This is a genomic window from Streptomyces sp. NPDC052396, assembly GCF_044593195.1.
Lineage (GTDB): Bacteria > Actinomycetota > Actinomycetes > Streptomycetales > Streptomycetaceae > Streptomyces.
Genome location: NZ_JBIUAW010000008.1, coordinates 1 through 19675 on the forward strand (window position 1 = coordinate 1; position 19675 = coordinate 19675).

Here is a 19675-nt window from a genome sequence, read left to right on the forward strand (position 1 = left end):
CCCGACCAGTCTTAGCGACGCAAAAACCCCCTGGCAAAGGGTGTGACCTACGACCAAACCTCATGCTGAAACCCGGCCACACCCCGCCAACTCGCTCCCTCCGGCCCTCGGTTATCACTAAAGAGACTCGTAAGTGAGCCAGGTCTCATGGGCGGGCTCACACCCCACACCCCCCGAACTCACCCACCGCCCACCAACCGCTACTCCCCCGGCTCGGCTAGCGTGCCAACCCCGTCCCGCCGCCACCAAGGAGCTCGCCAGCGATGACCGCCACGCTCGACCTGGACTTCTTCCGCCGCTTCCTGGACCGCGCCACCCGAGTGATCACCGTCCAGGCCCCGTACCTCACCGACCTGGACGCCGCCATCGGCGACGCCGACCACGGCGCCAATCTCAAGCGCGGCTTCACCTCCGTGGCACAGCTCACCGCCGATACCCCCGGTGCGCTGCTCACCGCCGTCGGGGCGCATCTGACCAATACGGTGGGCGGGGCCTCCGGCCCGCTGTTCGGCACAGTGCTGCGCCGGATGGGCAAGGTCCTCGGCGAGGAGCCGGTGGTGGAACCGGCCCTCCTGGGCAAGGCGCTGGCGGCGGCGGTGGCCAGCGTTCGTCGGCTGGGCGACTCGGCGCCGGGCGACAAGACGATGGTGGACGCGCTGCAGCCCGCGGCCGATGCCTATGCCGCCGCCGTCCAGGACGGGCAGGACGCGGCGGCCGCGCTGGACGCGGCGGCCCGGGCGGCCCGGGACGGTGCGCGGGCGACGGTTCCGCTGCGGGCCCGGCGGGGCCGGGCCAGCTATCTGGGCGAGCGGAGCATCGGCCACCTGGATCCGGGGGCCGCCTCTTCGGCGATGCTGGTCACGGCGCTGTACGAGGCGACCGACCCGGAGCTGTGCGCGGTGGAGCCGGAGCCGCTGGCGGTGGCCAAGCAGGAGCGGCCCAAGGAGCCCGGGCGGGTGGGACTGGTGCTGGTCTCGCACAGCCGGGAGGTGGCCACCGCCACCGGCGCCCTGGCCAAGGCCCTGGTGGGCACGGGTGACCCGGCACCGGTCGCACCGGCCGGCGGACTCCCGGACGGCAGGACCGGCACCAGCGCCGAACTGGTCCGCAAGGCGGTCCGGGCGGCGGACCAGGGAGCCGGGGTGGTGGTCGTCTGCGATATGGGCAGTGCGGTGCTCACCGTCCGGGAACTGCTGCCGGAGCTGGGCGAGGCTCACGGCGAGGTGCATATCGCGGACACCCCCTTTGTGGAGGGCGCCGTGGCGGCGGCCGTCACCGCCTCGGCGGGCGGCGACCTGGCCGCGGTGCTGGCCGCGGCCGAGGACGCCCGGACCTACCGGAAGCTGTGAGCCCGGTGGGCGGCCTCAGCGGCTGAACAGTTCGAAGGGGACGGCCGGGCGCCCGCCGAAGCGCTCGGCCACGGCGGCCATACCGCCCTCCAGGAAGGAGCGGGCGTAGCGCTCCGGGTCCTCCTGGGTCAGCGCCTCGATATAGGTGCGGTGGCACAGCAGCGAGGCCACTCCCCGGTCCAGTCCGGCCCGGGCGTCCACCGCATGGGTCGGCTGGGGCGAACCCGCCACGGCCACATGGCGCACCCCGTTCCAGGGCATCAGGCCCTGCTCCACCAGCTCGGGGAAGATCCAGCGGTTGCCCGCGTCGCCCACCGCGTCCAGCGTGGCCCGGCCCACCGCCCGGTGGTCGGGGGTGTTCCAGGCGACGCCGCCCCAGGTGTCATGGTGATTGAGGGTGATGACCAGCTCGGGCCGGTGCCGGCGGATGGCGGCCGCGAAGTCCCGGCGCAGCGCGGTGCCGTACTCGATGACGCCGTCGGGGTACCCGAGGAACTCCACCGTGCTCACCCCCACCGCGGCGGCGCTCTCCCGCTGTTCCCGCTCCCGCAGCGGCCCGGCTTCGGCGGGCGGCAGGGTGTCGATGCCCGCCTCGCCGACGGTGGCCAGCAGATAGGCGCACTCGCGCCCGTCGTCCAGCCAGGTGGCGATGGCGGCCGCGGCCCCGTACTCCAGATCGTCGGGGTGGGCGACGATCGCCAGGGCGCGGCGCCAGTCGGTGGGCATCTCCCGGAGTTGCTCGGCCATGCGGTTCCTCCTCAGCGGGTGGAGTCAGCGAACGGGCGCTTCCAAGATCATCGCATTGGGACGGGAACTCGGGGCGGGTACCGGCCGACTACCTGTTCCGGGATCCGTTACCTCGGGTCCCTGTGAAACGAGTTCCTGGAGTGTTTTTGATGCGCCCTGGTGCGTGGTGCGGCGTGCTGGCCGCGGTGGCCCTGACGGCGACGGCTTGTGGCGGTGGCTCGGACGAGGGCGCTGCTGGGAAGACCGCCGAGGCGGGCGCGCAGAGCGCCGGCTTCCCGGTGAGCGTCACCGACTGCATGGGTGCCAAGACCACCTTTGATGCGGCGCCCAAGAAGATCGTCACCAGCAATGCCTCCGCTCTGGAGCTGCTGCTGTGGCTGGGCGCGGGCGACCGGGTGGCCGGCACCGGCTTCCCGCCCGGAAAGGGCGCACTGCCCGGGCAGTTGGCCGCCCAGGGTGCCAAGGTGCCGGTGCTGGGCAGGACGGTGATTCCCAAGGAGAAGCTGCTGGCCTCCGGCGCCGACCTCTATATCGACTCCTTCTCCTCCATGAAGAACATGGGGAAGATGGGCGACGCGCCCACCCCCGAGGAGTTCAGGGCCGCGGGCATCAGGCGGGTCTTCCTCAAGTCCACCGCCTGTGCGGCGATGAACAAGGCGCCGCGCACCGACCTGTCCGGGGTGGAGGCCGACATCGAGCAGCTGGGCAAGGTGACCGGCACCTCCGCGCGCGCCGCCGAACTGGTCGCCGGGATGCGGAAGAAGACGGACGCGGTGCGCGGTGCGCTGAAGTCCGTGCCCCAGGACAAGCGGCCCAGCTACTTCCTCTTCGACTACGACGCGGGCACCAAGCAGCCGATGGCGGTGTGCAACCGGCAGGTCGCCAACGCGGTGATCACCGAGGGCGGCGGCCGCAATGTGTTCGCCGACTGCGAGGGCGACTTCAAGCCGGTCGGCTGGGAGGACGTGGTGGCCAAGAACCCGGACTGGATCCAGCTGGCGGTCCGCAACCGGGGCAGCGCGGAGGCCAATGACAAGGCATTCGACGAGGCCGCCGAGTTCCTGAGGTCCTTCCCGGCGACCAAGGACCTCAAGGCCGTCAAGGAAGGCCACTTCCTGCGCCTCAACTCCGAGCTCACCACCATCGGCGGGGTGCGCAGCGCGGACACCGTCCGGGAGATCGCGCACACCCTGCACCCGGACCTGGTGAAGTAAGTGACCGCGCTCGCGCGGGAGTTGGACGAGACGCGACGGGCGCCGCGCACCGGCTGGGTGGCGGCCGCGCTGGCCGCCGCCCTGCTGGCCGCGCTGGTCGCCTCGGTGTGCCTGGGCTCCACCCATGTGCCGCCGGGACAGGTCTGGTCGGCGGTGGTGCGCGGGGTGCGCGGCCAGGGCCCGGTGCCGGGCACCCAGGACCTGATCGTCTGGCGGCTGCGGGTGCCCCGGGCGCTGCTGGCGGCCGTGGTGGGCGCGGGACTCGGCCTGGTCGGTACGGCCGTCCAGGCACTGGTCCGCAATCCGCTGGCCGACCCCTATCTGCTGGGCATCTCCAGCGGTGCCTCGCTGGGCGCGGTCTCGGCGATCGTGCTGGGGGCGGGCACGGGCGGCGCGCTGGGGCTGGGGCTGTCCTCGGCCGCGTTCGCCGGGGCGCTGGCCTCCTTCGCCCTGGTGTGGGCGGTGGCCCGGCGCGGCGGCGGCTTCTCCCCGCTGCGGCTGGTGCTGGCGGGGGTGGGCATTGGACAGTTCCTCTCCGGCTTCACCCACTATCTGGTGCTCCAGGCCGGGGACGACCAGCAGACACATGGGGTGCTGTTCTGGCTGATGGGCTCGCTGGGCGGCGCCCAGTGGTCCACCCTGACCGCGCCCGCCGTCACGGTGGCGCTGGGTCTGGTGCTGCTGACGGCCCGGGCCCGGGCGCTCAACGCGCTGCTGATGGGCGATGAGACGGCCGCCGGTCTGGGGGTGGACGTGGCCCGGCTGCGGCGCGAACTCTTTGTCGTCACCAGTGTGCTGACCGGGGTCCTGGTGTCGGTCTCCGGTGCCATCGGCTTTGTCGGCCTGATGGTGCCGCATGTCTGCCGGATGGTGGTGGGCGGCGACCACCGGCGGCTGCTGCCGCTCTCGGCGCTGTTCGGGGCGGTGCTGCTGGTGGTGGTGGACCTCATCGCCCGTACCGCGCTGCCCGATCAGGAGCTGCCGGTGGGGGTGGTGACCGCGCTGGTCGGCGCGCCCGCCCTGCTGTATCTGCTGGACCGACGGCTGGAGCGGGCATGAGGACCTGTGTCGAGGACCTTGAGGTGGTGCTGTCCGGACGGACCATCGTCTCCGGCGTGCGGGTGGTGGCCGAGCCGGGCGAGATCGCCGGGCTGATCGGCCCCAACGGCAGCGGAAAGTCCACGGTGTTGCGCACCGTCTACCGCCATCTGCGGCCGCATGCCGGGCTGGTGACGGTCGGCGGTACGGACGTCCGCGCGCTCAGCGCCGCCCAGGCCGCCCGGCGGGTGGCGGCGCTGCCCCAGGAACGGGGCTCGGACTTCGAGCTGTCGGTGCGCGAGGTGGTCGCCATGGGGCGTACCCCCTACAAGCGGGCCTTCGCGGCCGATGACCCGGCCGACCGGACGGCGGTGTCGTCCGCGCTGGCCCGGGTGGGCATGGACGATGCCGGCGGACGCCGCTTCTCGGCGCTCTCCGGCGGCGAACGGCAGCGGGTGCTGCTGGCCCGGGCCCTGGCCCAGGACCCCGAGGTGCTGGTGCTGGACGAGCCCACCAACCATCTGGACGTCCGGCACCAGGTGGAACTCCTGGGCATACTGCGGGAACTGGGCCGCACCACGCTGCTGTCCCTGCACGACCTCAACGCGGCCGCCTCGGTCTGCGACCGGCTGCATGTCCTGCACGGGGGTGTGGTGGTGGCGTCCGGTACGCCACGGGAGGTGCTCACGGCGGAGCTGCTGGCGGAGGTGTTCGGCATCCGCGCCGCCGTGGTGGAACACCCGCTCACCGGTGACCCGTTGATCGCCTTCGACCACCGGGCGACGGTGCGGGCGGCGCCCCGTCAGGAGCGCGTGGCGACTGGGTAATGCGGCTCCGCCGCGTGGCGCCCCATCAGGGGCGCGGGGCGGCTGCGTTGTGCGGCTCCGCCGCGTGGGCGCGACCAGCCACGGACGGCCCGCACCCGAAAGACGACAGCGACACCGCCCAGGCCCCGTACCCCCCGGCGGAGCCGGACCGCTCAGCCACCCAAAGCCACAAAGTGGCTGGGCCGCCCCTCCCGGAACACCAGCCGCCCCACCCGCTCCGCGTCAGCCCGCCGTATCAGCCGCGCCCGGCCGTCCGCCTCCCGGAGCACCGCCGTATGCCAGGGCGTGGCCCAGGCGTCCGGCGCGTCCAGCAGCCGGATGCCGAACTTGGCCGCCCCCGGCGACTGCGGGTGGATGGACAGCCGTACGGTCTCCGGATGGCAGGATGCGATCAGTTCGCCCCAGGCCCGGCTGCGGGCGATCACCCCATAGGCCCGTTCCCGGCACTGCCGTTGCAGGGCCGAGCGGCTGCCATGGAAGTCGGCGGTGTCCTCCACCAGGAAGCGGGTGATGCCCCGGTACAGCCGGGCGGTCTCCTCGTCGGTACGGGCCTGGGCGCGCAGTTCCGCCAACGCGGGCGCGAACTCCTCGGTGACCAGGGCGCGTTTGGTGTCATACGGCAGGTCGCCATGGACCGCGCGCAGGTCGAAGGTGTCCAGATGGGCCAGCCCGGCCCGCCGGATCATGGCCCGCAACTCATCGCCGTAGGCGTCGATATGCGCGTCCGACACCTGGATCAGGTCCGCGAAGACATGGCCGTCGGAGCAGATGAGCATCCGGGCGCCGGGCGGGTAGATCTCCGCGATGCGGGCGCAGAGCCGGTCCAGGAAGGCGAGGGAGAGCCGCTCCCCCTCGTCCGGCAGATGGCCCAGCACCTTGGCCGGGTTGGGCGACTTGCAGGGAAATCCGGGCAGGGTGAAGACCACCGGCTCCCCGGCCCGGGTGAACTTCCGTATCTGGCGAAGCTGTTCCGGGTGGTCCAGGGGATCGGGCGAGGCCGCTCCGGGCGTGCGGTGGTAGGGCAGCAGCAGGCTCAGCACGCGGGTCTCCACCGCGGGGGGTGCCACCAGGGCTGTCGAGGTCATATGCGGGTCATCCAACGAGAGTGCGGGTCGTCCACGAAGGCGCGGGTCTTGCGCGAAGGTGCGGGTCTTACACGAAGGTGCGGGTCAGCCACGGAGACGCGGGTCAGCCACGGAGGTGCGGACAGGCGGAGCGGTCGAAGGCGACGGGCAGGCGGCTCACGCCCCGGCCCAGGACGGCGGGGATCCAGGGCAGTTCGTCCTCGGATACGGCCAGCCGCAGGCCGGGCAGGCGGCGCAGCAAGGCGCCCAGGGCCACCTGGAGTTCGATGCGGGCCAGGGCCGCGCCGGGGCAGAAGTGGACTCCATGGCCGAAGGCCAGGTGCGGGCCCTGGGCCCGGTCCAGGTCAAGAGTGTCGGGGTCGGGGAAGCGCTCGGGGTCGCGGTTGGCGGCGCACAGCGAGACGATCACCGAGTCGCCGGCCGGTACCCGGGTGCCGTGCAGTTCGGCGTCCTCGGTGAGGAACCGCCAGGTGGTGAGCTCAAAGGCGCTGTCCAGGCGCAGCAGTTCCTCCACGGCGGCCGGCATCCGTTCCGGTTCGTCCCGCAGGCGCCGCAGCGCGTCGGGGCGGCGGAGCAGGGCGACCAGCGCGGTAGTGATCTGGTTGGTCACCGGCTCCTGTCCGGCCACCAGCAACTGGAAGATCATGGAGTCCAGTTCCTGCGGGGTCAGTTCGCCCTCGTCCCGGGCGGTGACCAGCCGGCTGAGCAGTCCGTCGCCGGGTGCCGCGCGCCGGTCGGCGACCACCTCGGCGATGTACTCCTGGAGGCCGCGCAGCAGTGCCTCATAGGCGGGCCGGCCGGGATCGTCGGGGCCGACCGGGGCCACCACGCCGCCCCACTCCCGCCGGAAGCGGGCGGCCAGGTGCGGGGGCAGGCCGATGACCTCGGCCAGCACCTGGAAGGGGAAGCGAGCGGCGAAGCAGCGCACCAGGTCGACGGTGGGGGCCTCTTCGGGAATGGCGTCCAGGAGTTGCTCCGCCATCGCCTCGAAGCGCGGACGCAGCCGCTCCACCCGGCGCGGGGCGAAGGCATCGGTGATCAGCCGGCGCATCACGGTGTGCTGGGGCGGGTCCTGGTGCAGCAGGTGGACCTGGAGCTGGGAGTGCTGTGGCTCCGGCATGATCGAAGCCTTGGCGCGCCAGCGGTCGTTGCCCCGTGCGTGGTTCTTGCCCAGCCGGGGGTCGGCCAGGGTGCGCTGGGCGGCCGCGTGCCCGGTGACCAGCCAGGCCCGTACCCCGCTGGGGAAGAGCACCCGGTGGATGGGGCCCGCCTCGCGCAGGCGGGCGTACAGCGGATAGGGGTCCCGCTTGTAGTCGGGGCCGTAGAGGGGTACGGGTTCGGGCGGCGGCTGCACGGTGGCGGGCTCCTTGTGACGACGTGGGCCCTGAGGAAGTCGGACGGCGCCCGCGATGAGTTCCCGGACATTCGTACGAGCCGTCCGGGGCAGGCCCGTGATCTGTTGGTAGTCGGCCGGCGGGGCCCGCCGGTTCCCGGCCGCGAAAGGGACAATCCTCACGCGCCATACCGGCGGCGCGGGTTGCCTGTGAACCGCCCGGACATGCCACGATGCGTCGATGACCGCTCGTCATCCACTTACTCCCTACGCCGCGCTGACCGGCTTTGTGCTGCTGCTGGCCGTGGTCTTCGGCGCCGCCTACGCCGCCGGGTCGGCGGCCGGTCCGGTGGCCCCCGGTATGCACCGCACCGGCGGCGGATCCGCTCCGGGCTCCGGTTCCGGGGGCGGTGGCGGAGGCTCGCACGACATGCCGGGGATGGGCCACTGATGACCACCAGCACCACCACCGCCGCTATCGAGACCGAACTGGTCGTCGGCGGGATGACCTGCGCCGCCTGTGTGGCGCGGGTGGAGAAGAAGCTCGGCCGGCTGGACGGGGTCAGCGCCAGCGTCAACCTGGCCACCGGCCGGGCCCGGGTCAGCCATCCGCCGGCGGTGACCGCCGCCGAGCTGATGGCCGTGGTGGAGGGCGCCGGCTACACCGCGTCCCTCCCGGAGCCGGAACGCCCCCAGGACCCCGAACTCCCGTCGTCCGGGCAGGAGTCGACCCGGCTGCTGATCACCGCGGTGCTGTCGGTGCCGGTGCTGGTGCTGTCCATGGTGCCCGCCTGGCAGTTCACCCACTGGCAGTGGCTGTGCTTCGCGCTGGCCACCCCGGTGGCCGCCTGGGGTGCCTGGCCGTTCCACCAGCGGGCACTGCGCGGGCTACGGCACGCCACGGCCACCATGGACACCCTGGTGTCGCTGGGTGTACTGGCCTCCTACGCCTGGTCGGTGTACGCGCTGTACTTCGGCGGGGCCGGGCGGCCGGGGATGCGGATGCCGTTCTCGCTGACGCCCTCGGTGATGGGCGGCACCGCCGATGTCTATCTGGAGGCGGTGGTCGGGGTACCGCTGTTCGTACTGACCGGCCGGCTGCTGGAGGCACGGGCCCGGCATGGCACCGGCTCGGCGCTGCGCGCGCTGGCCGCGCTGGCCGCCAAGGACGTGGTGGTGCACAGCGGGGGGACCGAACGCCGGGTGCCCATCGCCGAGTTGCGGGTGGGCGACCACTTCATGGTGCGGCCCGGTGAGCGGGTGGCCACCGATGGCGTGGTGGTCTCGGGCAGTTCGGCACTGGACCTGTCGCTGGTGACCGGGGAGAGCGCCCCGGTGGAGGCCGGACCCGGCGCCTCGGTGATCGGCGGAGCGGTCAACTCCGGCGGGGTGCTCCGGGTACGGGCCGAGGCGGTCGGCGCCGACACCCAACTGGCCCGGATCGCCCGCCTGGTGGCGGACGCCCAGGCGGGCAAGGCCCGGGTGCAGCGGCTGGCCGACGCGGTGGCGGGGGTGTTCGTCCCGGCCGTGCTCACCGTGGCGGTCACGGTGCTCGGCTTCTGGCTGGGCGCCGGCGCCAGCCCGCAGGCCGCGGTCACCGCGGCGGTGGCGGTGCTGGTGGTGGCCTGCCCCTGTGCGCTGGGACTGGCCACCCCCACCGCCCTGTTGGCCGCCACCGGCCGGGGCGCGGGCCTGGGCATCCTGGTCCGCGGGCCGCAGGCGCTGGAGGGGCTGCGGCGGGTGGACACCGTGGTGCTGGACAAGACCGGCACCCTCACCACCGGCGCCATGGCCGTCACCGGGGTCACGGCGCACCCGGACGGCCCGGGCGCCGAGGCGGTGCTGCGGCTGGCCGCAGCCGCCGAAGCCGGCTCCGAACACCCGGTGGGCCGGGCGATCCTGGCCCAGGTGCCCGGGCCGCTGCCGGCCGCCGAGGACTTCCGGGCCGTGCCGGGACTGGGCGTGACCGCCACCGTGGACGGCCACCGGGTGGAAGCCGGCCGCCCCGGGCCCGAGTTGCCCGGGGTGCTGGCGGCCGCCGTGCGGGAGGCCGAGGAGCTGGGCCGCACGGCCGTACTGGTCACGGTGGACGGCGAACCCCAGGCGGTGATCGCCCTGGGCGACACGGTGCGCACCGATGCCTACCGGGCCGTGGACCACCTCAAGCGGCTGGGCCTGCGGCCGGTGCTGGCCACGGGTGACAGCCCGGCCACGGCTCGCGCGGTCGCCGCCGAGCTGGGCATCGACGAGGTGCACGCCCGGGCCACGCCCGAGGAGAAGGCGGCCCTGGTGCGCGAGCTGCGCGCACTCGGCCACCGGGTGGCGGTGATCGGGGACGGCGTCAATGACACGGCCGCGCTGGCCGGTTCGGACCTGGGCATCGCCATGGGCAGTGGCACCGACGCGGCGATCGGCGCCGCCGATGTCACCCTGGTCCGCGAGGACATGGGCGCGCTGGCCGACGCGGTGCGGCTGGCCCGGCGCACCTCGCTGACCGTACGGGCCAACCTGGCCTGGGCCTTCGGCTACAACCTGGTCACCGTGCCGCTGGCCGCGGTAGGGCTGCTCAGCCCGATGTTCGCGGCGGCCGCGATGTCCGTCAGCTCCCTGCTGGTGGTGGGCAACAGCCTGCGGCTGCGCACCTGGCAGCCCGTCCCGACCCGACGAAAGGCGGTCCGATGAGGATCCCGGCCCCGCTGCGCGCCCTGCGGGCGGCACTGGTACCGCTGGGCGCCTGCGCCCTGACCCTGGGCGGACTCGGCGCCTGGACGGCGTCCGGGGCGGCCGGCCACCCGGCGGAGGTCACCGCCTCCGGCGCCCGGGTGCTGCTGCCCTTCGGCACCGATGACACCGCGGCCTTCGTCCGGCTGCGCAACAACGGCGACGAGGACGACCGGCTGCTGGACGTGGACGCGCCCTCGGCGGACGGGGCGATGCTCAGCCGGACGGTCACCCGCAACGCGGTCAGCCATATGGAAATGGTTCAGTCGGCGGTGATCAGGGCGCATGGTTCGCTGACCATGTCGCCCCATGATCTGGACATCATGATCACCCGCCCGCCCCGGCTGCGCCTGGGTGACCGGCTGCCGCTGGTGCTGACCTTCGCCAGGAGCGGAGTGGTACGGGTGACCGCGGAAGTGGTGCGGCCGGGCAACGGCTGAGGGTCTGGCGCCTGGGGCACCCACGTGATCGACTCTCCCGGTGACCACTTTGCTGCTGTCGATACGCCCCGCGCCCTTGGCGGCCTGGTTCCACCACTCGTTCACCCGGCCCGTCGTCGAGATCGACGGGGCGGAGCGCCCCGCGAAGTGGGGCGACCAGGCACTCGACCTGCCGCCGGGCGAGCACCGCCTGCGCGTCTATTTCCGCTACCGGGGGCAGCGGCTGGCCCGTCTCGCCGAGTCCGGCACCGACCTGACGCTGCCCGACGCGCGGGAGAGCATCCGCCTGCGAGCCCGGCTGGGGCTGCCCAATGGCAGCCGGTTCCGCTTCTACCAAGGCTGAGGGGGGCGCCCCATAAGGGGCGCGGGGCAGTTGCATGATGCGGCTCCGCCGCGTGGGCACGACCAGCCACCGACGGCCCGCACTCGACGGCACGGGGGCACCCCGACCCGGCGATGGTGCCGCCGGGCAGCCGTCGGACAGGGCCTCAGGGGCGCCCCCGGCGGGACCACCGGGCGCACCCGGCGATCCCGACGCCCCCCACTCAGTCGGCGGCAGCCATCAGCACCGGAACCCGAACCCGCTCCGCCGCAGCCCGCTCGGCGGTCTCCAGCTGGCCGATCAGCGCCTCCCGGGCCCGCGCCACCCGGGACCGCACCGTGCCGACCGGGCAGCCGGCGACCAGCGCCGCCTCCGCGTACGGCAGCCCCAGCAACTGGGTCAGTACAAAGGCCTCCCGGCGCTCATAGGGCAGCCGGTCCAGCAACTGCGAGAGGGCCACGCCCTCGTCGAAACCGGGCAGTTCCGCGGGCTGGGCGCGTTCGGCCGCCGACTGCCAGTCATCGGTGTCCGACAGCCGGGGCCGGGCCGCGTTGAACCGGAGCCGGTCCACCACCGTGCGGCGGGCGATGGACAGCAGCCAGGTACGGGCCGAGGAGCGGCCCTCGAAGCGGGGCAGGGCCCGCAGCGCCCGCAGATAGGTTTCCTGCACCAGGTCGTCCGCACCCTGCGGGTCATTGCTGAGCCGGGCGACATACCGCCGCACATCGCTCTGGGTGGCCCGGATGAAGTGCTCCACCGCTTCGGCATCGCCGGTCCGTGCCGCCAGCGCCCAGGTGGTCACCGTCTCGTCGTCACGCACCGCGGCCCCCGGTGGACTGCGCCCGGCGCGCGCCGGAGACCATGGCGGGGTGCACTGCAGTGAGCTTCGTACCGCTATATCCGCCCGCGTCGACGGGGAGGAACTGCCGCCGGGGGTGTCCGGGGCGGCGCTGGACGCGCATCTGCGGGACTGTGCCGAGTGCCGCGGCTGGGGCGAACGCGCCCGGCGGCTGAAGATTCTCGCGGCGGGCCTCGGCCTCGGCTGAGGCCGGGGCTGTGAACAGGTCTGAGAACGGCGTACGGGCAGGGGTCATCGCCCTGGGTCCTTCCTGGAATCCGGGCCCCGGCGACGCCTCGGCGTGCCCGGCCCGGTGACGGTTACGGCCTTCACCGGCCGCCGTCGACGAGCCCCATGGACCCGTTGTGCCAGGTCGTGGGCTCAGCCGAGGGCGGCGCAGGCCGCGGGCGGACCCCGGGTGACCAGGACATGGGCGTACAGCAGCTGCCGCAGCCGCTGCGCGGCGCGCCCCAGGCCGCCGCGGATGCGCGGCGGGCACGGGGCGGACACCGGGCCGTGGAAGAGGACCAGCAGCGGGGCGAACAGCCGGGCCCCCACCGCGCGGCCCAGCCGGAAAGCGGCCTGTTCGCCGCCGGACAGCCAGATCCCGCAGACCAGCGCCACCAGCAGGTGCGCGGACCACATGCCGGCCGCGCCGTGCCCGGTGTGCGCCGGCATCACATCCATCCCGTCCATTGCGCCCATGGGCATGCCGGACATGGCGTGCCCCATGGTCATGGAGTGGCCGCCGGTCATGGTCTGTGCGGTCATGCCGTGCGCGCCGCACAGCATCCGGCCGGGATTCATGGCCATCCGCTGGGCCACGGCGGCGGGCCCGGCGCCCTGGGCGACCGTCTGCGCCAGCGAGAAGAACAGATGGAGGCCGGCCTGCGCACCCACGGTGGCCAGGGTGACCAGCAGTGGGCCGCGTTCCCGGCCGGCCAGGAACCAGGCGCAGCCGGCGGTACCGGACAGCGCCACCGCCACCGCCCACCAGGGGACATCGCTGCCGGACATCACCGCGTGGCCCAGGGCCGCGAGCAGCACACAGACCGCTGCGAACACCATGGCCCGCAACGCCCTGGGTCCCTGCTCCGCCCGCTGTCCCGCACTCATGACGTGCACATCGTTGCACCCGCCCCGAGCCGCGCGACGGCCGGGTGCGGGTGATCGGTCCGCTTCCCCCCGCTCGGACGCATGGCTCCGCCCCGTACCGTCCGCCCGGCGGTACGGGGCGGCGGGCCGCCGGCTCGGGGGGACGACCGGCAGCCCGGTCCCGTCGCGCCAGTGGGACTCGCAGGAAAAGGGTCCCGTGCGGTGGCGTGCGCCGGGAGCGTGTGTACGGGCCGGTTTGGAGTGCGCTGCCGCACACCCGGTGTGAAACCCCGGATTCCGCTGTTCCGTCCGAGGCCGGGCCGAGGGCCCTCGCTGAGGCCGGACCAAGGCCCTTGACCCCTCGCCTCGAATGATCGATCATCGATCACGGAAAATGGATTCCGATTGACGGAACAATGAGGTTCCATCCGGAAGCGAAAGGGGATCCAACCGTGGCCCAGCTCGACCAACTGCCCGACCCGGACCCGTCCGAGACCGCCGAATGGCGGGAGTCACTGGACGCGGCCGCCCGGCACGCCGGCCCGCACCGCGCGGCCCAGCTGCTGCACCGGACCGTGGAACACGCCGGGCACACCGGACTGGACGTCCCCCCGCTGCTCAGGACGCCGTACCTCAACACCATCCCGACCGCCGCCGAACCGCCCTACCCGGGCGACGAGGCGCTGGAGCACCGGATCACCGCCTGGAACCGGTGGAACGCGGCCGCCATGGTCAGCCGGGGCAACCAGCGTGCCGGGCTGGGCGGGCACCTGGCCACCTTCGCCTCGGCGGCCTGGCTCTATGAGACCGGGTTCCAGCACTTCTTCCGCGGCAAGGACGACGGCTCGGGCGACCAGCTCTACCTCCAGGGCCACGCCTCCCCCGGGATCTATGCCCGCGCCTTTCTCGAAGGCCGCCTGACCGAGGGGCAGTTGGACCGCTTCCGGCAGGAGGCGGCGGGCGACGGCCTGCCGTCCTACCCGCACCCGCGCCGTATGCCCTGGTTCTGGGAGTTCCCCACCGTCTCCATGGGCCTGGGCCCGCTCTCCGCGATCTACCAGGCCCGCTTCAACCGCTACTTGGAGCACCGCGGCATCAAGGACACCTCGCGTTCCCGGGTGTGGGCGTTCCTGGGCGACGGCGAGATGGACGAGCCGGAGTCGACCGCCGCACTCGCCCTGGCCGGGCGCGAACGCCTGGACAACCTGGTCTTCGTGGTCAACTGCAATCTCCAGCGGCTGGACGGCCCGGTCCGCCCCAACTTCAAGATCGTGCAGGAGCTGGAGGCGCAGTTCCGCGCGGCCGGCTGGCAGGTGATCAAGTCCCTGTGGGGCAGCGCCTGGGACCGTGTGCTGGCCCGGGACACCCAGGGCATGCTGACGGCCCGGCTGGGCGAGGTGCCGGACGCCCAGTTCCAGACCTATGCCACCCGGGACGCCGGCTATATCCGCGACCACTTCTTCGGCACCGGCCCCGCGCTGCGCGCACTGGGCGCCGGCCTGACCGACGGCGAACTGCTGGAGCTGTTCCACACCTCGCGGGCCGGCCATGAGCCGCGCAAGGTGTACGCCGCCTACCGGGCCGCGGTGGAGCACACCGGCGTGCCCACGGTGATCCTGGCGCAGACCGTCAAGGGCTACACCCTCGGCCCGGGCTTTGAGTCCCGCAACGCCAACCACCAGATGAAGAAGCTCACCGGCAAGGAGTTCCGCGCCCTGCGGGACCTGCTGGAACTCCCCATCCCCGACCGGGATCTGGACGGCGGGAGCATGCCGTACGCGCACCCCGGGGCCGGCTCCGCCGAGGTGCGCTACCTACGCGAACGGCGGGCCGCGCTGGGCGGGACGGCGCCCGCCCGCACCGTGCGGCCCAGGCCGCTGCCCCAGCCCTCCGACCAGCCCTTCGCCGCGCTGGAGAAGGGCTCCGGAGCCCAGGAGATCGCCACCACCATGGCATTCGTCCGGCTGGTCAAGGACCTGATGCGGGAGAAGGAGACCGGCCGGCGCTGGGTGCCCGTGGTGCCCGACGAGGCCCGCACCTTCGGCATGGAGTCGCTCTTCCCCTCGGCCGGCCTCTACTCGCCCGCCGGACAGACCTATGACCCGGTGGACCGCGGCCAACTCCTGTACTACAAGGAGGCAAAGGACGGCCAGATCCTCAACGAGGGCATCACCGAGGCCGGTTCACTGGCCTCTTTCACCGCCGCCGCCACCTCGTACGCCACTCATGGCGAGCCGATGATCCCCTTCTACATCTTCTACTCGATGTTCGGCTGGCAGCGCACCGCCGACCAGTTCTGGGCGCTGGCCGACCAGTTGGGACGCGGCTTTGTCATCGGGGCCACCGCGGGCCGCACCACCATGACCGGGGAGGGACTCCAGCACGCCGACGGCCACTCACACCTGATCGCCTCCACCAATCCGGCGACCCTCGGCTACGACCCGGCCTTCGCCTATGAGATCGCGGTCATCGTCCGTGCGGGACTGCGCCGGATGTACGGCCCCGAGGCCGAGGACGTCTTCTACTACCTGACCGTCTACAACGAGCCCAAGGTCCAGCCGGCCATGCCCGAGGGTGTGACCGAGGGCATCCTCAAGGGCCTCTACCGCTACCGGGAGGCCGCCGCCGGCCTGCCCGCCGACGCGCCGCGCCTGCAACTGCTGGCCTCCGGCACGGCCGTGCACTGGGCGCTGGACGCCCAGCGGCTGCTGGCCGGCGACTGGGGCGTGGCGGCCGATGTATGGTCCGCCCCCTCCTGGACCGAGCTGCGCCGCGACGCGCTCGCCTGTGACGCGGCCCGGCTGCACGGCGAGGACCGGATCCCCTATGTGACCCGGGTGCTGCGGGACGCGCCTGGACCGGTGCTGGCGGTGAGCGACTGGATGCGCGCGGTTCCGGACCAGATCGCGCCCTGGGTGGAGCAGGACTGGACGTCCCTGGGCACGGACGGTTTCGGCCTCTCCGACACCCGGGAGGCCGCCCGCCGCCACTTCGGGGTGGACCCGCAATCGGTCACCGTGGCGGCGCTGGCCGCCCTGGCCCGCCGCGGCGAGGTCAAGCCGGAGACGGTGCGCGAGGCGGCCCGGCGTTACGAACTGGACTGAGAACTCCGGGAATCCCGCGCCGGCAGCCAGGCCGCGCTGTCCTTGTCGCCGATGAACCTGCCGAGCGCCCCCTTGATCACCGAGAGGGCGGCCGGCAGCGCGGCGATGGCGGCCGCCTTGAGCGCCGAGACGCTGGTGAGGTCGAAGCCATCGGCCAGGATCAGGCCGAGGAAGGTGGTCACATACGCGGCGAGGGTGCGCTCGGCTATGTCGATGAGCACCTTCTTGTTCATGAATTCACCTATTTCTGCACGGGCCTGACGGGGCCTCAGGCAACGGGAACGGTCTTTTACTGATGTGTACACCACAGTGATCAGGGCTATGGCGGCGGCCCGAGGGGTAGCTTCCTGCCGTCCGCCGCCCGCGATGGTGCGGGTGGCACCGTCGCAGGAGGTCCACGACCATGACCCGCTACGCCTCCCCGGGCTCCCCCGACGCCCTGGTCTCCTTCCGCTCCCGCTATGACCACTGGATCGGCGGCGACTATGTGGCGCCCGCCCAGGGGGGCTACTTCGAGAACCCCACCCCGGTCAACGGCCGGCCCTTCACCGAGGTGGCCCGGGGCACGGCCGAGGACGTGGAGCGCGCGCTGGACGCGGCGCACGCGGCGTTACCGGCCTGGTCGCGCACCTCGCCGGCCGAGCGGTCGGCCGTCCTGCTGCGCATCGCCGACCGCATGGAGGCCCATCTGGAGCCACTGGCGGTGGCCGAGTCCTGGGAGAACGGCAAGCCGGTCCGGGAGACTCTGGCCGCCGACATCCCGCTGGCCATCGACCACTTCCGCTACTTCGCGGGCGTGCTGCGCGCCCAGGAGGGGAGCCTCTCCCAACTGGACGAGGACACCGTCGCCTACCACTTCCATGAGCCGCTGGGCGTGGTCGCCCAGATCATCCCGTGGAACTTCCCGCTGCTGATGGCGGCCTGGAAGCTGGCCCCGGCCCTGGCCGCGGGCAACACCGTGGTGCTCAAGCCGGCCGAGCAGACGCCCGCCTCCATCCATGTCTGGCTGGGCCTGGTGGCCGACCTGCTGCCGCCGGGCGTGGTCAATGTGGTCAATGGCTTCGGGGTGGAGGCGGGCAAGCCGCTGGCCGCCAGCCCCCGGGTGGCGAAGATCGCCTTCACCGGGGAGACCACCACCGGCCGCCTGATCATGCAGTACGCCTCGGAGAACCTGAAGCCGGTCACCCTGGAACTGGGCGGCAAGAGCCCCAATATCTTCTTCGACGATGTCTCGGCCGCCGAGGACGACTTCCTGGACAAGGCCCTGGAGGGCTTCACCATGTTCGCCCTCAACCAGGGCGAGGTCTGCACCTGTCCGTCCCGCGCCCTGATCCAGCGCGGCCACTACGACGCCTTCCTCCAGGCGGCCATCGCCCGCACCGAGGCCATCGTCCCCGGCCACCCGCTGGACACCGCCACCATGACCGGTGCCCAGGCCTCCAACGACCAGCTGGAGAAGATCCTTTCCTACCTGGACATCGGCAAGCAGGAAGGCGCCCGCATCCTCACCGGCGGCTCCCGCGCCGCCCTGGGCGGCGAGCTGGAGGGCGGCTACTACGTGGAGCCCACCATCTTCGAGGGCACCAACCGTATGCGCATCTTCCAGGAGGAGATCTTCGGCCCCGTGGTCGCCGTGGCCCCCTTCGCCGACTTCGACCACGCCATCTCCCTGGCCAATGACACCCTCTACGGCCTGGGCGCCGGCGTCTGGACCCGCGACACCAACACCGCCTACCGGGCAGGCCGCGCCATCCAGGCCGGCCGGGTGTGGACCAACTGCTACCACGCCTATCCGGCCCACGCCGCCTTCGGCGGCTACAAGCAGTCGGGGATCGGGCGGGAGGGGCACAGGATGATGCTGGAGCACTACCAGCAGACCAAGAACCTTCTCGTGTCGTACTCGGCGAAGAAACTCGGCTTCTTCTAAGGGCCCAAGAAAAGGCGCCTGCCCTGGGCTTTTGCCCGTCAGGCGCCTTCCGCTCGGCCCGCTCGGAGCAGACGTCTCCTCGACGGTCTTGAACGTTGCCCGCAGCCCGAACTGGGGCGCCGTCAGGAGGTGTTCCCAGCGCCCGAATTCCGGAACGGGCAGCCACCAAAGGTCACGCGGCAGGTCGACCGGCGTATGGCTCGCCCCGCCGCGCCGCCCACGTGGGTACAGGCCCTGGCTGTTCTTCCCGTCCGGGTACAGATCGATGGTTCGTCTCAAGGCTTCGTCCGAAAGATCAGGGAGATCCTCCTGCTCGTATCGCCACTCGGCCAGGTGGCGCAGAAACGGCCGGCCCGGCTCCAGCCTGCGCTGGTCGGCTTCGAACACCCGGCGGCCCGAGCCGTCGAACCGCCACAGGCCCAGGTAGTGCTCGCTCCAGGATCACCCTGGAGACCGAGTCCGACAGAGGATCGCCGCCCTTGCCCCTATGACGGGGACCTGACGGTGAGGGCCTGACCAGGTCGAAGACCTCTCAGGCGACATAGCGGAGTGTTCGGTGTCCCGCCGCCCTGCGGCCGCACCCACTCCTGCGGGATCAGCGGCCTTTCGATCTCCCACAGCCCGTCCGGAACGATCCAACTCCACGTAACCGCCCCATGTTCGGCCAACGTCCACCTCATCACATAGAACACGGTCTCAATCGAACGAAGGGCATGAATGCGCTGAACCCGATGACGCCTGCCGCACGTGAAAGTAGACAAGCGCTGGTATTCACGAGATCTCCTCCTCTCCCCCCTCCCATCCGCAAGGAGTGAGCTGAAATGATCCAGCGACTCCCGGCAGACGCGCGCAGCGTCCGCGACGCTCGCCCCCACGCCACAAACCGAGGCCCGCAGCGCTCCCGGCCCACACCGCCCCCGCGAGACTGCCGCCGCCAGGCGCTGCTCACCCTGCCGGCGCAGGAAGCACATGTCTCCGCCGCCCGTCACCTCACTGCGGACCTGCTGGAGAACTGGAGCATTCCCCAGGACGAGCGGGACTCCGCCGTCCTCATCGTCGACGAGCTCGCCGCCAATGCCGCCCGATACGGCCACGAGTACATGACGCTGCAACTGGCCCTCGACCACCACACGCTGCACATCGTGGTCATCGACTTCGGAGCCGACATAGACCGCCCTCGCCGTGACGTCGCTCCGGACGAACACGGCCGCGGCAACGGCATCATCGAGTGCCTCGCGCAATCGACCGAGGTCCACCAAGCTCTGGACGGCCGCGAAGTACACGCCTGCCTTCAGTGCTCGGCATGACCGAACTCGGTGAGCTTCGGTTACCACGTCACCGTGTTGCTCACATGCCGACCGAATGCACGCCGTCCGGCTTTTGCCGGGCGGCGGTTCGCGCGTTATGAGGTCCCAAGACATGTGCACCAGGGGTTGCCGGCGGGGTTCGAGGGCGAAATGGTCGATAAAGCCGGTGATCCACGCCAGTCCCAGCCGTGTGATCTCGTTGTCGCCGGGGCGCAGGACGGGCGGTCCGCCGTCGAGCAGGCACCTGTCCGATCTCGTGGTGATGGACGCCCACATGCCCGGCATGAACGGCATCGAGCCAGCGCAATCTGCGCGAGCACACCGCCGG

At 72.3% G+C, this 19675-nt stretch carries 18 protein-coding genes and 1 pseudogene; 13 read left to right on the plus strand and 6 right to left on the minus strand.

Annotation, left to right across the window (positions count from 1 at the left end):
- Window positions 1–263 precede the first annotated feature (263 nt).
- Both dhaL and dhaM read left to right on the plus strand, forming a co-directional pair.
- A pseudogene (gene dhaL / locus ACIHFE_RS21455) lies at window positions 264–878 on the plus strand (dihydroxyacetone kinase subunit DhaL); the annotation flags it as partial.
- Complete coding sequence (gene dhaM / locus ACIHFE_RS21460; RefSeq protein ID WP_400109270.1) at window positions 852–1349, plus strand: dihydroxyacetone kinase phosphoryl donor subunit DhaM; 498 nt, start codon at window positions 852–854, stop codon at window positions 1347–1349. The pseudogene dhaL and the gene dhaM, both read left to right, overlap by 27 nt.
- Before the next feature lie 15 nt (window positions 1350–1364).
- On the opposite strand, the gene ACIHFE_RS21465 is transcribed toward dhaM, so the two are convergent.
- Window positions 1365–2096 carry a PIG-L deacetylase family protein gene (locus ACIHFE_RS21465; RefSeq protein WP_400108793.1) on the minus strand — a complete coding sequence of 244 codons (732 nt, stop codon included), beginning with the start codon at window positions 2094–2096 and terminating at the stop codon, window positions 1365–1367.
- Window positions 2097–2245: 149 nt separating this feature from the next.
- Between ACIHFE_RS21465 and ACIHFE_RS21470 the strand changes: the two genes are divergently transcribed.
- From ACIHFE_RS21470 to ACIHFE_RS21480, 3 genes are read left to right on the plus strand one after another with little or no spacing between them, the layout of a single operon-like run.
- A complete protein-coding gene (locus ACIHFE_RS21470) occupies window positions 2246–3310 on the plus strand; it encodes an ABC transporter substrate-binding protein (RefSeq protein ID WP_400108794.1) in 1065 nt (354 codons plus the stop codon).
- A 57-nt stretch (window positions 3311–3367) separates the two neighbouring features.
- A complete protein-coding gene (locus ACIHFE_RS21475) occupies window positions 3368–4369 on the plus strand; it encodes a FecCD family ABC transporter permease (RefSeq protein ID WP_400109272.1) in 1002 nt (333 codons plus the stop codon).
- Window positions 4366–5175: an ABC transporter ATP-binding protein gene (locus ACIHFE_RS21480; RefSeq protein ID WP_400108795.1), complete on the plus strand. Its 810-nt coding sequence runs from the start codon at window positions 4366–4368 to the stop codon at window positions 5173–5175. The genes ACIHFE_RS21475 and ACIHFE_RS21480 overlap by 4 nt, the downstream gene beginning before the upstream one ends.
- 152 nt (window positions 5176–5327) lie before the next feature.
- On the opposite strand, the gene ACIHFE_RS21485 is transcribed toward ACIHFE_RS21480, so the two are convergent.
- On the minus strand, window positions 5328–6260 hold the full coding sequence (locus ACIHFE_RS21485; RefSeq protein WP_400108796.1) for an L-tyrosine/L-tryptophan isonitrile synthase family protein: 933 nt from the start codon (window positions 6258–6260) through the stop codon (window positions 5328–5330).
- A gap of 103 nt (window positions 6261–6363) precedes the next feature.
- Entirely contained in the window at window positions 6364–7614 is a 1251-nt protein-coding gene (locus ACIHFE_RS21490) for a cytochrome P450 (RefSeq protein ID WP_400108797.1), read from the minus strand.
- Window positions 7615–7834: 220 nt separating this feature from the next.
- Here ACIHFE_RS21490 and ACIHFE_RS21495 point away from each other — a divergent pair, with 220 nt between their 5' ends.
- Genes ACIHFE_RS21495 through ACIHFE_RS21510 form a run of 4 tightly spaced genes read left to right on the plus strand, consistent with a single transcriptional unit; the run spans window position 7835 to window position 11097 of the window.
- Window positions 7835–8044, plus strand: coding sequence for a hypothetical protein (locus tag ACIHFE_RS21495; RefSeq protein WP_400108798.1), 210 nt, complete (start codon window positions 7835–7837; stop codon window positions 8042–8044).
- Window positions 8044–10275, plus strand: a complete 2232-nt coding sequence (locus ACIHFE_RS21500; protein ID WP_400108799.1) for a heavy metal translocating P-type ATPase — start codon at window positions 8044–8046, stop codon at window positions 10273–10275. Before ACIHFE_RS21495 ends, ACIHFE_RS21500 begins: the two co-directional genes overlap by 1 nt.
- Complete coding sequence (locus tag ACIHFE_RS21505) at window positions 10272–10754, plus strand: copper chaperone PCu(A)C (protein ID WP_400108800.1); 483 nt, start codon at window positions 10272–10274, stop codon at window positions 10752–10754. Before ACIHFE_RS21500 ends, ACIHFE_RS21505 begins: the two co-directional genes overlap by 4 nt.
- 40 nt (window positions 10755–10794) lie before the next feature.
- Entirely contained in the window at window positions 10795–11097 is a 303-nt protein-coding gene (locus ACIHFE_RS21510) for a hypothetical protein (protein ID WP_400108801.1), read from the plus strand.
- A 202-nt stretch (window positions 11098–11299) separates the two neighbouring features.
- Here ACIHFE_RS21510 and ACIHFE_RS21515 read toward each other — a convergent pair whose 3' ends face one another.
- Window positions 11300–11896, minus strand: coding sequence for a sigma-70 family RNA polymerase sigma factor (locus ACIHFE_RS21515; protein ID WP_400108802.1), 597 nt, complete (start codon window positions 11894–11896; stop codon window positions 11300–11302).
- A 49-nt stretch (window positions 11897–11945) separates the two neighbouring features.
- Between ACIHFE_RS21515 and ACIHFE_RS21520 the strand changes: the two genes are divergently transcribed.
- Window positions 11946–12122, plus strand: coding sequence for a zf-HC2 domain-containing protein (locus tag ACIHFE_RS21520; protein ID WP_400108803.1), 177 nt, complete (start codon window positions 11946–11948; stop codon window positions 12120–12122).
- A gap of 173 nt (window positions 12123–12295) precedes the next feature.
- On the opposite strand, the gene ACIHFE_RS21525 is transcribed toward ACIHFE_RS21520, so the two are convergent.
- Window positions 12296–13030, minus strand: a complete 735-nt coding sequence (locus ACIHFE_RS21525; protein WP_400108804.1) for a hypothetical protein — start codon at window positions 13028–13030, stop codon at window positions 12296–12298.
- 431 nt (window positions 13031–13461) lie between these two features.
- Between ACIHFE_RS21525 and aceE the strand changes: the two genes are divergently transcribed.
- Entirely contained in the window at window positions 13462–16113 is a 2652-nt protein-coding gene (gene aceE, locus ACIHFE_RS21530) for a pyruvate dehydrogenase (acetyl-transferring), homodimeric type (protein WP_400108805.1), read from the plus strand.
- On the opposite strand, the gene ACIHFE_RS21535 is transcribed toward aceE, so the two are convergent.
- Entirely contained in the window at window positions 16098–16346 is a 249-nt protein-coding gene (locus ACIHFE_RS21535) for a holin (RefSeq protein ID WP_400108806.1), read from the minus strand. The genes aceE and ACIHFE_RS21535 overlap by 16 nt on opposite strands.
- A gap of 170 nt (window positions 16347–16516) precedes the next feature.
- Here ACIHFE_RS21535 and ACIHFE_RS21540 point away from each other — a divergent pair, with 170 nt between their 5' ends.
- Both ACIHFE_RS21540 and ACIHFE_RS21545 read left to right on the plus strand, forming a co-directional pair.
- The gene (locus ACIHFE_RS21540; protein ID WP_400108807.1) at window positions 16517–18040 is read left to right on the plus strand and encodes an aldehyde dehydrogenase family protein; all 1524 of its coding nucleotides are present in this window, start codon (window positions 16517–16519) and stop codon (window positions 18038–18040) included.
- 821 nt (window positions 18041–18861) lie between these two features.
- Window positions 18862–19347, plus strand: a complete 486-nt coding sequence (locus ACIHFE_RS21545; protein WP_400108808.1) for an ATP-binding protein — start codon at window positions 18862–18864, stop codon at window positions 19345–19347.
- Window positions 19348–19675 lie beyond the last annotated feature (328 nt).

Coding starts and splice junctions, on each gene's coding strand:
- ACIHFE_RS21505 (WP_400108800.1), top strand. CDS start 10,272: ATGAGGATCCCGGCCCCGCTGCGCGCCCTGCGGGCGGCACTGGTACCG.
- ACIHFE_RS21485 (WP_400108796.1), bottom strand. CDS start 6,260: ATGACCTCGACAGCCCTGGTGGCACCCCCCGCGGTGGAGACCCGCGTG.
- ACIHFE_RS21545 (WP_400108808.1), top strand. CDS start 18,862: ATGATCCAGCGACTCCCGGCAGACGCGCGCAGCGTCCGCGACGCTCGC.
- ACIHFE_RS21465 (WP_400108793.1), bottom strand. CDS start 2,096: ATGGCCGAGCAACTCCGGGAGATGCCCACCGACTGGCGCCGCGCCCTG.
- ACIHFE_RS21500 (WP_400108799.1), top strand. CDS start 8,044: ATGACCACCAGCACCACCACCGCCGCTATCGAGACCGAACTGGTCGTC.
- ACIHFE_RS21470 (WP_400108794.1), top strand. CDS start 2,246: ATGCGCCCTGGTGCGTGGTGCGGCGTGCTGGCCGCGGTGGCCCTGACG.
- ACIHFE_RS21495 (WP_400108798.1), top strand. CDS start 7,835: ATGACCGCTCGTCATCCACTTACTCCCTACGCCGCGCTGACCGGCTTT.
- ACIHFE_RS21535 (WP_400108806.1), bottom strand. CDS start 16,346: ATGAACAAGAAGGTGCTCATCGACATAGCCGAGCGCACCCTCGCCGCG.
- ACIHFE_RS21525 (WP_400108804.1), bottom strand. CDS start 13,030: ATGAGTGCGGGACAGCGGGCGGAGCAGGGACCCAGGGCGTTGCGGGCC.
- dhaM (WP_400109270.1), top strand. CDS start 852: ATGCTGGTCACGGCGCTGTACGAGGCGACCGACCCGGAGCTGTGCGCG.
- ACIHFE_RS21480 (WP_400108795.1), top strand. CDS start 4,366: ATGAGGACCTGTGTCGAGGACCTTGAGGTGGTGCTGTCCGGACGGACC.
- ACIHFE_RS21540 (WP_400108807.1), top strand. CDS start 16,517: ATGACCCGCTACGCCTCCCCGGGCTCCCCCGACGCCCTGGTCTCCTTC.